Genomic DNA, 12,896 nt, shown 5'->3' with positions numbered 1-12,896 from the left:
GCTGGGAGGAAAGATGAACACCGTTCGACTGACAGCGGCACAGGCTCTCGTGCGCTATATTGCCAATCAGATGACACCCGAAGGCGAGCCTTTTATTGCTGGTGTCTGGGCGATTTTTGGCCATGGAAATGTGGCGGCGCTTGGCGAGGCACTGCATGGCATTCGCGACAGGCTCGTGACGTGGCGCGGTCAAAATGAGCAGACCATGGCGCACGCGGCCATCGCCTATACCAAACAACTGGGTCGCAAACGCGCTTGCGCTGTCACCTCCTCGATCGGCCCCGGCGCAACCAATATGGTCACAGCGGCGGCACTCGCCCATGTCAATCGTCTGCCGGTTTTGTTCATTCCCGGCGATGTCTTCGCCAATCGCGGTCCCGATCCCGTCTTGCAGCAGATCGAGGATTTCAACGATGGAACGGTTAGCGTCAACGACTGTTTCCGCCCCGTAAGCCGCTATTTTGATCGCATAACCCGCCCCGAGCAGCTTCTGACTGCCTTGCCGCGCGCTTTCCGTACAATGACCGATCCTGCGGATTGCGGACCTGTCACGCTGTCTCTCTGTCAGGATGTGCAGGCCGAAGCCTATGACTGGCCGGAAGAGTTCTTCGCGCCAAAGGTTTGGCATTGGCGGCGACCGCCAGCCGATGAAAATGAACTGGCAACGGCAATTGCCGCAATCAAAGCTTCCAAGACCCCGGTTATCGTTGCGGGCGGCGGCGTGCATTATTCGGGTGCCCATGAAGCACTGATAAGCTTTGCAGAAACCCACAATATTCCGGTTATCGAAACACAGGCCGGCAAATCGGCTTTGCCTTGGGATCATCCGCTCAATTTCGGTCCGGTCGGCGTTACTGGTGCAGACAGTGCCAACGCAGTTGCAGCAAGCGCCGATCTGGTCATTGGGGTGGGAACACGCTTTCAGGATTTCACCACTGGCTCGTGGGCATTGTTCAAACATCCGGGCCGAAAGCTGCTCTCGCTCAATGTTCAACCTTATGACAGTCACAAACAAGGTTCGATCTCGCTTGTAGCAGATGCGAAGATCGGGCTGGAGGCACTGTCGCACTCTTTGAAGGGCTATAAACGCCCCTCCCTCGACCGCAGTCTAAAAGATAAATGGTTTGAAGCAGCGGACCGTTTCACGGCGACCCCCGGTGATGCCAACCAGCTTCCCACAGACATGCAGGTGATCGGCGCAGTGCAGCGTCAGTCAAAAGAAAATACCGTCGTCATGTGCGCGGCTGGCACCATGCCGGGTGAATTGCACCAGCTCTGGAAAGCCGGTCGCCCCATGTCCTATCACATGGAGTATGGCTTCTCCTGCATGGGCTATGAGATTGCAGGTGGACTCGGCATCAAGATGGCGGAACCGGATCGCGACGTCATCGTGATGGTCGGTGACGGCTCCTACATGATGGCCAATTCCGAGCTTGCGACCTCTGTGATGATGGGCATCAAGATCACAGTCGTGCTGACCGATAATCGCGGTTATGGCTGCATCAACCGTTTGCAAATGGCGACCGGCGGTGCCGAGTTCAACAATCTGCTCGACCACACAACCCATGTGAATGCATCCAACATCGACTTCGCAGCCCATGCGGCTGCGATGGGTGCCGTGAGTCAAAAAGTCGGTTCTATCCTCGAGCTTGAGGATGCCCTGGCCGAAGCCCGTAATAGCCCGCACACCACAGTTATCGTCATCGATACCGATCCTTACCCGACGCCTGAAACCGGCGGCTGGTGGTGGGACGTGGCTGTGCCGGAAGTCTCGGACCGCGAACAAGTACGCGCCGCTCGTGAAAATTATGAAGCTCAGATCAAAGAAAGAAACTGACCGATGATCCTCTATGGCACCAACCCGATTGCCTGGTCGAACGATGATGATCGCAGCCTTGGCGCGCATATAAGCCTTGATCAATGCCTTGATGAGACTTCAAAAATCGGCTTCGACGGAATAGAAAAAGGTCATAAATTTCCGCAAGTTGCAGCAGAACTTAAAGCAGTACTCGAACCTCGTAATCTGCGCTATGTTTCCGGCTGGCATTCACTCAATCTTCTTACCAATTCCGTTGCGGATGAGAAGACTGCAATCCAGCCAGCGCTTGATCTTCTGAACGCAATGGGCTGCAAGGTCATTATCGTTTGCGAAACGTCGAACGCCATTCATGGCGACGATAGCAAGTCACTCTCCGAACGCCCGGTGCTGGAAGAAGCGCGCTGGGCTGAGTTTGGTGCAGGTGTAGAAGCACTGGCCGAATATGCGAGCGCACAGGGTATTGCACTCGTCTATCACCATCATATGGGCACGATTGTTCAGAGCGAAGACGAGATTGACCTTCTGATGAAACATACCGGCCCACATGCCAAATTGCTGCTCGATACCGGCCACTGCCTGTTTGGCGGCGGTGATCCTGAACGCGTTGCAAAGAACCATATGAAACGTGTCCGGCATATCCATGCCAAGAATGTGCGCCCTACGGTTGCGGCACAGGTACGCGACCAGAGCCTGTCCTTTCTGGAAGGTGTGCGCCGCGGCGTATTCACGGTTCCCGGTGATCCTGAAGGCGGCGTTGATTTCGTTCCAGTGCTCAAGATTGCGGCCGAACATGGATATGACGGCTGGCTTGTGATCGAAGCCGAGCAGGACCCAGATGTGCGCAATCCATTTGAATATCAGTCGCTAGGGCTGAAATCGCTCAAAGCATTTGCGCGCGAAGCAGGGTTAGACAAAGGAGACTGAGCTATGGCCAATCTGTTACGCAAACCCAATGGCAAGCATGGTAAGGTGCACGACATCACGCCGGAAAACGCCCATTGGGGCTATGTCGGTTTTGGCCTTTATCACCTGAAAGCTGGTGAAAGCGCTTCTGAGAAAACCGGCGACCGGGAAGTCATTCTGGTACTGGTCGAAGGCAAGGCAAGGCTCAAAGCATCTGGAGAAGATTTCGGCGAAATGGGCGAGCGGATGAGTGTGTTTGAAAAACTCGCTCCGCATTGTCTTTATGTGCCCGCTGAAAGCGACTGGGATGCGTTAGCAACAACCGATTGCGTGCTTGCTGTTTGCACCGCACCCGGCAAACCGGGCCGCAAAGCGCAAAAACTCGGACCGGAAGGGCTGACATTCGATACGCGTGGACACGGTGCGAATACCCGCAACATCTTCAACATTGCCATGGAAGGCCGGGATGTCGCCGACAGCCTTCTGGTAACGGAAGTCTTCACACCACAGGGCAACTGGTCATCCTACCCGCCGCACCGGCATGATGAAGATAACTTCCCGGATATGACCTATCTGGAAGAAACCTATTATCATCGCCTCAACCCATCGCAGGGTTATGGTATTCAGCGGGTCTTCACCGAAGATGGCAGTCTCGATGAAACCATGGCCGTTTCTGACGGTGATGTCGTTCTGGTGCCAAAGGGGCATCACCCATGCGGCGCGCCCTATGGTTATGAGATGTATTATCTCAACGTCATGGCCGGTCCCATCCGCAAATGGCGATTTAAAAACCACCCTGATCACGACTGGATTTATAAGCGCGATAACCCATCAACATAAAGATAAGCCCCGGATTTCCGGGGCTTGTTTTTTAAAGCTGTGCAACCTTTTTAAGATCATTCACAGCACCCGGTGCTGCAACAAAAACCTTGTTACCCTTGGTCAGTTGCTCCCCTTCCGTTGGGAATGGATGCGCATAGCCGCCTGCTTCGCGGACGAGGCAAAAACCCGCCATACAATCCCAAGCGTGCATATATGGCTCGTAATAACCCACCAAGCGACCTGCTGCCACATAGGCAATCATCAGCGCACCAGAGCCATTGCGAATGAATGTACCGCCTGCTTCAAGCAGATCTTCCACAATTTTCGCAACAACCTGCGGCGTTACGTAATTATTGGCGCCAATGCCCGTCACCGCGTTGCGAATTGTGCGCGTTTCATCAAGCACAAGCTTTTTGCCATTAAGCGTTGCACCCTGCCCCTTGGCGGATGCGTAAAGCTCATCAAAGCAAGGTGCCTGAATAACACCGATCACCGGCTCGCCATCTTTCAGCACGGCAATGGAAACGCACCAGTTCGGCATTCCGTTGACAAAAGGGCTGGTGCCATCAATGGGATCAACCACCCATGTATAGCCTGAGCTGCCCACATGCAGCCCATACTCCTCGCCCAAAAAGCCATCGTCGCTGAAAGCTGCCGATACACGTTCATTGATCAACTGCTCGACATTGCGGTCAGCGATGGACACCACATCCTGCGGATCACGCTTGGTTTCAATCACCAGCGTCTCGCGACGATTGAAGTAATCAAGTGCCAGTGCACCTGCCTCGCGCGCAATGTCCTGCGCAAGCTTAAACCGTGCTTCAAGCTCTTTTGAAATGTCTGATGTCATGCTTGGTTTCCAGTCCGAGGGAATAAAGGCGCATGGTTCATGCGCCTACTGATTGATGATGGCAAGGCCGCGCGGCTTGAAATGGATCGCCACATCCGTTTGTGGCGGAAGCGCTTCTTCCACAGCCGGATCGACGATGAAAAGCTTGCCGTGTTCGGTCTCGATTTCATATTCGATATGATCACCGAGATAGGCGGAATGCGCGACGCGTCCCGGGAAATCTCCGCCGCTCTGAGCTTGCAGGCTCACCGCATTTGGGCGAACCGCCAGCTGTGCTGGTCCCAGCCTTGCATTTGATGACGCAAGGCGATGACTGAGCTTTCCGATACGAATGACAGCTTCTCCATTTTCTGCGCTGACGACTTCACAGGGCACGACATTGGCCTCGCCCATGAAGTCTGCGATGAAGGCAGATGCGGGAGACTCATAAAGATCCCGCGGACTGCCTTGCTGCGCTATATCGCCGTCTTTCATGACAATAATTGTATCGGACACAGCCAAAGCTTCGTCCTGATCATGGGTGACATAAACTGCTGTAAAACCAAGCCGTTGCTGGAGTTCCCTGATTTCAGTTCTCACGCGGCGGCGCAGACGCGCATCAAGATTGGAAAGCGGCTCATCAAGCAGCAGCACCTGCGGCTCCAGCACCAGCGCGCGGGCCACGGCTACACGCTGTTGTTGCCCGCCAGAAAGCTCGGCGGGAAGGCGATGCCCCATACCGGCAAGGCCAACGAGCTTCAGCCCTTCCTCGGCCCGCTCACGCGCCTCCTTCTTCTTTAATCCGGAAGATTCAAGTCCGTAAGCGACGTTATCGAGCGAACTCATGTGTGGAAACAGTGCATAGGACTGAAACACCATGGATACATCGCGCTCATTGGCGGGTAGCATGGTTACATCCTTGCCACCAATCAGAATGCGGCCCGATGTCGGATGCTCCAGCCCTGCCAGAAGGCGCAGGGTCGTGGTTTTACCGCAACCCGAAGGGCCAAGCAGCGTTACAAGCGTACCGGGTTCAACCGTCAGCGACAGATCGGGCAAAGCGGTGAAATTGCCGAACTTCTTGGTTATGTTTTGAAAGGTCACGGAGCCGGGACGGATCGTGGTCATACGGCTTTCTCCTGTTGAACGGTTTTGATCGGCTTAAGCGTGGCAACACGGTTTTCACGCCGCAACCGGCGCTCGCCGACAAGAAGCTGGAAGGTTGCGATGACCACAACCATCACGACGATCAAGGCTGATGAATAAGCGATCGCCACACCGAATTCGCCATTTTCGACGAGACCGACGATATAAGAGGTCGCCATGTTGTATTCCGCCGAAACAAGGAAGATCACGGCACTGATTGATGTGATCGCACGCACGAAGGAATAGACGAGTGCAGCCGTAATCGCCGGACGCAGAAGCGGCAGGATCACCTTACGGATGGTGCGGAAACTGCCTGCACGCAGCGTGAGCGATGCTTCATCAAGGCTTTTGTCGAGCTGGCTCATGGCCGCGATACCACCGCGCACGCCAACCGGCATATTGCGGAACACGAAGCAGGCAATCAGGATCAGCGCCGTGCCGGTCATTTCAAGCGGCGGCAGGTTGAAGGCCATGATGTAGCTGACACCAATGACCGTACCCGGAATGGCAAAGCTCAGCATCAGTGCAAACTCAAACACGTTGCGCCCAAAGAAGCGTTGTCGCACGATCAGATAGGCAGTGAGCAGACCTACTGCGGCAGTAAGCGGTGCCGAGATCAGCGATATTTCCATCGTCGTCCAGAACGAGTTCCACGCAACACCCGTCCATGCAAATCCGCTATCCGTCCATGCAACCGAAAAAGCACGACGATAATGATCGAATGTCAGCGAATTATCGAGACCCCACGTGCGCACGAACCCGCCAATCAGGATCATCAGGTACACAACGACGGTGAAGACCATCCATGGAATAACAAGGGCATAGACACCGACCTTCAACCCATGTGGCAAGCCCGCATGCATGCCGGAATCGCCCTTGCCGGTAACGGTTGCAAAGTTTTTGCCGGACAGCCACAGACGCTGAATGAGGAAGGCAGACAGCGTGAAGCAGAGCAGCACAATAGCCAGAACAGCAGCACGCGATGGATCGTTTTGCGCACCCACTACGGCAAAGAATATCTCGGTCGAAAGCACGCCGTGGCTGCCACCCAGAACCATCGGATTGCCGAAATCGGCCATGCTTTCGATGAAGGAAATCAGAAACGCATTGGCAAGGCCCGGCGCCATCAATGGCAACGACACTTTGTTAAAGGTGCGCCAGCGATCAGCACGCAAGGTTTGCGATGCCTCTTCCATGGAAGGTGACACGCCTTCGACCACACCAATCAGAACCAGAAAAGTGATCGGCGTGAAGGATAGCACCTGCGCGATCCATATCCCTGTAAGACCATAAAGCCAGCGGCCAGGCTCAACACCAAACAGGTTGGAAATCTGTTCCGTCACCACGCCAGCGCGACCGAAAAGCAGGATCAACGCCAGACCAATAACAAAGGGTGGTGTAATGATCGGCAGTACCGTGAGAATACGCAGCCCTTTCTTGAACGGAAAGCCCGTGCGCGTTGCAACAAGCGCGAAAGCCAGCCCCAGAAGAGTTGCCCCGGACGCGGTCATCAATGCCAGCCAGAGCGTGCGCCATGCAACACCACAACGGCCTTCACCAATCACACAGGCAAGGCTCCAAATTGAAGAATCCTGAATATTGGCAATGAAGCCATCCGGATTGAATGATCCGTCAAAATCCTGCACGGACGCGCTGAACATGCTGAAAATCGGATAAAACACGAAGACGCTGACAAGTGCGACCAGCAAGGTGATGGAGGAGACAACAAATGCGTCCCCTTTCATCACCCCACGTTCAGCAAGACTGAACGAAAAAATCAGAAGAAAGCATAGGCCAGTCAGCACGGCACCCGCGCCAAAAGCTGGTTGTCCTTCAGCAAGCTGGCCCAACAGGTTTTCACTTATGGCCCAGTTCCAGCCAGTAAAGCCGATTGCCAATCCCTGAATGGCCAGAAAACCGACACCAAGCAGACTGGCAACGATCAAAACCATTGTGCGCCTTTCAGCAGGCACTGCAAAACGCGCAAAAGCACACACCAGCATCAGCACTGCAAGAACAGCGAGCCACAACCGATTATATGCAAAAATCTGGAGAATAGCTGGAGCGAGATCAGCTTCGCTGAATAATCCTTCTACCCAGCTAAAGGAAAAGAAGCCTTGTTCGACGCGATACCATGGCAGAATGAGGAACCCGACCAAAGCCAGCGCCAGAACCACATCAAGCCTGCGATTATGCTGTTTCATGATTTATCCGCTTTCCTGCTTCGGGCATTGCCGCAAAGTGGATGCAATTATCCGCCTCCCGCCAGCATAATGGCGAGAGCGCTATAACGGAGAGTGCGGCTATGCCTTAATTGGCCTTTGCACCAATTTCCTTGTCCCAGCGGTCCAGAATTTCCTTACGCTTGGCTGGCTCACCATAGGTTTTGAAATCATAGTCGATGAGCTTGATATCCTCGAAGCGCGGCGACTCTTTTGGAACTTCGGCGTTCTTGTTCGATGGAAGCTGGAAGGATTTTGCATCCTTCATCTTCGACTGCACTTCGGCGCTCAGCGCCCAGTCATACCATTTCTTGGCATTGTCGAGATTTCTGGCACCCTTGATGATCGACATGGAGCCGATTTCATAGCCAGTGCCTTCACACGGCGCGATGGACTTGATCGGGAAGCCTTCGGCAGTCATCGCAACCGCATCATGCATGAACACAATGCCGATCCCATTTTCACCACGCGCAGCCGACTTTACGGGCGCTGAACCCGACTTGGTGTATTGCGAAACATTGGCATTGAGCTTTGCCATATAATCAAAAGCTTTATCCTCGCCCATCAACTGAACAAGCGTGGCCAGCGCAGTATAGGCCGTGCCGGAAGAGTTCGGATTGGCCATCTGGATTTCGCCCTTATAGGACGGATCAAGCAGGTCGGCCCAGCAAAGTGGCTCTTTCAGGCCCTTCTTGCTCAGAAGTTCGGTATTATAGCCCCAGCCGAGCGCACCGGCATAAACGCCAACGGTACGAAAACCAGAGCTTTCCGCCTGTTTCTTTGCCCAATCCTGTAATTCGTCGAGCTTTGGCGATTTATATTCAAGCGTCAGACCTTCAGAAGCAGCCTGTAAATGCGGATCACCGGTGCCGGCCCACCAGATATCGGTCTTCGGATTGCGCGCCTCAGCACGCACCTTGGCATAGGTTTCCCCGGAAGACAGGCGAACCATATTCACCTTGATACCGGTGTCTTTTTCAAATGTGTTCTTCATCAGCTCACAGATGACCACATCTGCCGAACAGATGAGGTTAAGATTGCCCGAAGCAAGAGCCGGAAATGCAAATGAAGAAACGCCAGCGGCAAACGCCGCAACCATAAGTGCCGAACGCATCATATTCCTCCCTTTAGAGCGCGTTCGATATGATTGCATCAGATCTGCGCTCTAACTCCACTTGTTATGCAGCGCCTCCACGCTGTAGCTTTTTGCAAGCCTGTGCACAGTCTTTGCCTTTTAAACCACTGTGTCAATGTCGTTTGTAAATTTTATTCTGAAAATTATAAAAACAATCCAATAATTCCATTCTAACAAGCCATCTACTGTTATTTTAAACAAAAAGGCGGCCCGAAGGCCGCCTCTTGCGCGTGATCAAAATATGCTGTCAACCAATCGCCATCAGGCTCGCATTGCCGCCTGCGGCTGTTGTGTTGATGGAGGTCGAAACCTCTTCAAGCAGCCAGCTCAGGCAGTAGCAGTCTGCATTTTGCGCAAGCTGTGCAGTGTTTGCTGCCTGTGTCAAAACCAATGGTCCGGGCAATGCTGCCAGCTTTTTGTTAATGTCGATCAGGCGTTCGCCCTCTCCTTCAACAAGCGCTCCTGCAAAAGGTGCATCTGCCTGCCAGTCCTTTGTCCAGACAACACGAGCAGCGACACTTGCAGGCAAGTCTTTCAGAACATTGCGCAGGCCCGAAGTCTCATCGATGACAGCCTCATTGCCTGTAGCCAGTGCTGCTGTCAGCTGACGATAAAGGCCGGATTCGGTCCGCGGAGCCAGAAGAATGCGTCCACGTGGATGCAACGCATAGAGGTTACGTTCACCGACCGGCCCCGGAAGCTCGATATTCAGACCCAGTGCAGAAGCACTGCCGGTTTCACGAGCAGCCTGCGCCAGTTCGTTCATGCCGCGATTGCCAAGCCACTTTGCGAAATCGTTGAGTGCTGCATCGCTGTGAACCGAAGCCATGCGCGGCGGGATTGGCGCTGTTTCAACAAGGCGACCGAGATAAAGCGGGCCGCCAGCCTTCGGGCCCGTGCCGGACAGTCCACGGCCACCGAAAGGCTGGACGCCCACAATCGCACCGATGACGTTGCGGTTGATATAGACATTGCCGACGCGGATCCGATCAGAAACGTGAGCGATAGTTTCATCAAGACGTGTATGCAGACCGAAGGTAAGACCATAACCGGTTGCGTTGATGTCATCGATCAAACGATCCATGTCATCACGCTTGTAGCGCACCACATGAAGAACCGGGCCGAACACTTCACGCTTCAGATCGCGCAGACTGTCGATCTCGACGATGGTCGGGGCAACGAAGGTGCCCTTGTCCGTTTCCGGCCCAAGCGGAAGCTGCTCGACCTTGCGGCCCATATCGCGCATTGTCTGAACGTGCTTTTCGATGATGTCCTTGGCTTCCGCCGTGATGACAGCGCCAATATCCACTTTCAGCTTGTCGGTGCGGCCAATGGACAGTTCTTTGAGCGCACCCTTGAGCATGGTCAGAATGCGGTCCGCAACATCTTCCTGCAGGCAAAGAACGCGCAGAGCCGAACAACGCTGACCGGCGCTGTCGAAAGCTGAAGCGATCACGTCGAACACAACCTGCTCGGCAAGAGCGGACGAATCCACAATCATGGCATTCTGGCCGCCTGTTTCCGCAATCAGCGGGATCGGCTTGCCATTTGGCAGCAGGCGCGAGGCAAGTTGCGCCTGAATGAGACGAGCAACTTCTGTCGAGCCGGTGAACATCACGCCACAGGTTTCCTGTGCTGCAACAAGGGCTGCACCAATGCGACCATCACCCGGCAAAAGTTGCAAAGCATCAACTGGAATGCCAGCTTCGTGCAGAATGCGAACGCCCTGCGCTGCGATGAGCGGGGTTTCTTCAGCAGGCTTTGCCAGAACCGGATTGCCGGCAACAAGGGCTGCCGCAATCTGTCCGGTGAAGATTGCCAGCGGGAAGTTCCACGGGCTGATACAAACAATTGGACCAAGCGGCTTGTGCGCAACGCCTAGCGTGCGGCGGGTCTGTTCGGCATAGTAACGCAGGAAGTCGATGGCTTCGCGTACTTCTGCAATCGCGTTTGGCATGGACTTGCCAGCTTCACGCATAATCAAACCAAGCAGTTCCGGCATTTCACGCTGCATGATGTCGCTCGCGCGATCAAGACAGGCCGCACGATCAGCGGGCGAAACTTTGGACCAGCTTGCAACTGCCTTCTCAGCCGCTTTCATTGCTTGCGCAACATCGTCGGCGGCGATTTCCGTAACCGTACCCACGACATCCGCATGATCGCCGGGGTTCAAAACCGGGCGGCTTTCACCCTTAATTTTTGCACCAGCAACCTGCGGTTCCGCAGTCCAGACGCGCGAAGCATTGGCTTTGAGCGTTTCGCTTAGTTCCGCCAGCTGCTCTTCATTGGAAAGGTCGAAGCCCGACGAGTTTTTGCGAATGCCATAAAGGCCTTCCGGCAGGTTAATCTGGTCGTGACGCGCACCGACAACGGCCATCGAACGAACGACTTCCGCAGGATCGGCAATCAGTTCATCAACCGACACGCTCTTGTCGCCAATGCGATTGACGAAGGAAGAGTTCGCACCGTTTTCGAGCAAACGACGGACCAGATAGGCCAGCAGCGTTTCATGCGTACCAACCGGCGCATAAATGCGAGCTGGACGCCCCAGCTTCGATGCACCGACAACTTCGTCATAAAGCGGCTCGCCCATGCCATGCAGGCACTGGAATTCATAAGAGCCGGTTTGGAAATCCGGGCCTGCCAGATGATAGATCGTGGCAAGCGTCTGCGCATTATGTGTTGCAAACTGCGGGAAGATCACATCACGGGCGCCAAGCAATTTGCGGGCGCAAGCAATGTAGGAAACGTCGGTATGAACCTTGCGGGTGTAAACCGGGAAATCTTCAAGGCCATCAACCTGCGCGCGCTTGATTTCGGCATCCCAGTAAGCGCCCTTGACGAGACGAACCATGACGCGACGATTGTTGCGACGGGCAAGATCGATAATGAAATCAAGCACAAACGGGCAGCGCTTGCCATAGGCCTGCACCACGAAGCCGATGCCTTCCCAATCAGCCAGATCAGGATCTTCAATCAGGCTCTGCAGAAGATCGAGCGAAAGCTCCAGACGGTCTGCTTCTTCAGCATCGATGTTGAGGCCGATATTGTACTTCTTGGAAAGGGCTGCGAGCGCCTTCACCTTTGGAAGTAACTCATCCATGACGCGTTCGCTCTGCGCGCGCGCATAACGCGGGTGCAGTGCTGAAAGCTTGATCGAAATGCCGGGACCATCATAAATGCCGCGACCTGCGGAAGCGCGACCGATCGCGTGGATCGCAGTCTCGTAATCCTTGTAATAACGTTCTGCGTCGGCAGCAGTCGTGGCTGCTTCACCGAGCATGTCGTAGGAATAACGGAACCCGCGTTCTTCCAGCGTTTTTGCGCGCTTCAGTGCCTCATCAATAGTTTCACCAGTCACAAACTGTTCGCCCATCATGCGCATAGCCATATCCACGCCGCGACGGATGACTGGCTCGCCACAACGGGCGATCAGGCGTGTGAGAGCTGCCGAAAGACCGCTATCATTGACGGTGTTGGTAAGCTTTCCGGTGACAACAAGGCCCCATGTCGCAGCATTGACGAACAGCGAACGACCACCACCGACATGGGACTTCCAATCGCCATTGGAAATCTTGTCACGGATCAGGGCGTCACGCGTTGCCATATCCGGAATACGCAGCAGCGCTTCGGCAAGGCACATCAGTGCCACGCCTTCCTGGCTGGACAGCGAATATTCATGCACCAGCCCCTCAACGCCTGTGCCCTTATGCTTGGCACGAAGCGCTTCGATAAGCTTGCGCGCTGTTTCGCGAACCTGCTTAACCGTTTCCTCAGGCAGGGCCGCCTGCTGAACCAGCGCAGACACGCATTCAGCCTCAGGCCGGCGATAGGCATCGGTGATGGCCCTGCGCAAAGGTGTCTGCTCGCGGATTGGCGGCGCGAAGCTCTGGAAAACAGGAGTGGTATGAGCGGATAGTTTATCAGTCATGGTGCAATGCTCGCAACAACAGGCTCTCGCCCAGTTTAACTATGCTTTTATGTGATTGCACACTATCATCGGCGCAAATTGCATTCTGT

8 protein-coding genes are annotated in these 12,896 nt (G+C 54.6%); 3 read left to right on the top strand and 5 right to left on the bottom strand.

The window, feature by feature from the left end; genetic code table 11:
* Positions 1-13 precede the first annotated feature (13 nt).
* From iolD to iolB, 3 genes are read left to right on the top strand one after another with little or no spacing between them, the layout of a single operon-like run.
* Positions 14-1,837, top strand: coding sequence for a 3D-(3,5/4)-trihydroxycyclohexane-1,2-dione acylhydrolase (decyclizing) (gene iolD, locus ABE530_RS05560; RefSeq protein WP_499693881.1), 1,824 nt, complete (start codon positions 14-16; stop codon positions 1,835-1,837).
* A gap of 3 nt (positions 1,838-1,840) precedes the next feature.
* Complete coding sequence (gene iolE, locus ABE530_RS05555) at positions 1,841-2,743, top strand: myo-inosose-2 dehydratase (RefSeq protein WP_499693880.1); 903 nt, start codon at positions 1,841-1,843, stop codon at positions 2,741-2,743.
* Between the two features lie 3 nt (positions 2,744-2,746).
* Positions 2,747-3,562, top strand: a complete 816-nt coding sequence (gene iolB / locus ABE530_RS05550) for a 5-deoxy-glucuronate isomerase (RefSeq protein WP_265984307.1) — start codon at positions 2,747-2,749, stop codon at positions 3,560-3,562.
* A gap of 31 nt (positions 3,563-3,593) precedes the next feature.
* Here the strand turns inward: iolB and ABE530_RS05545 are convergent, their stop codons facing one another.
* The 5 genes from ABE530_RS05545 to putA all read right to left on the bottom strand — a co-directional run bounded on the left by ABE530_RS05545 (position 3,594) and on the right by putA (position 12,807).
* On the bottom strand, positions 3,594-4,394 hold the full coding sequence (locus tag ABE530_RS05545; RefSeq protein ID WP_499693879.1) for an inositol monophosphatase family protein: 801 nt from the start codon (positions 4,392-4,394) through the stop codon (positions 3,594-3,596).
* 45 nt (positions 4,395-4,439) lie between these two features.
* Complete coding sequence (locus ABE530_RS05540) at positions 4,440-5,501, bottom strand: ABC transporter ATP-binding protein (protein WP_499693878.1); 1,062 nt, start codon at positions 5,499-5,501, stop codon at positions 4,440-4,442.
* Entirely contained in the window at positions 5,498-7,723 is a 2,226-nt protein-coding gene (locus ABE530_RS05535; RefSeq protein WP_499693877.1) for an ABC transporter permease, read from the bottom strand. The genes ABE530_RS05540 and ABE530_RS05535 overlap by 4 nt, the downstream gene beginning before the upstream one ends.
* A gap of 106 nt (positions 7,724-7,829) precedes the next feature.
* Positions 7,830-8,855, bottom strand: a complete 1,026-nt coding sequence (locus ABE530_RS05530) for an ABC transporter substrate-binding protein (protein WP_265984311.1) — start codon at positions 8,853-8,855, stop codon at positions 7,830-7,832.
* 268 nt (positions 8,856-9,123) lie between these two features.
* Positions 9,124-12,807 (bottom strand): trifunctional transcriptional regulator/proline dehydrogenase/L-glutamate gamma-semialdehyde dehydrogenase, encoded by a 3,684-nt coding sequence (gene putA / locus ABE530_RS05525; RefSeq protein ID WP_499693876.1) that lies wholly within the window; start codon positions 12,805-12,807, stop codon positions 9,124-9,126.
* Between the last annotated feature and the right edge of the window lie 89 nt (positions 12,808-12,896).

The sequence above is a fragment of the Brucella sp. TWI559 genome (assembly GCF_039674265.1).
GTDB lineage: Bacteria > Pseudomonadota > Alphaproteobacteria > Rhizobiales > Rhizobiaceae > Brucella > Brucella chromiisoli.
This window is presented reverse-complemented; position numbering and strand designations above follow the sequence as displayed.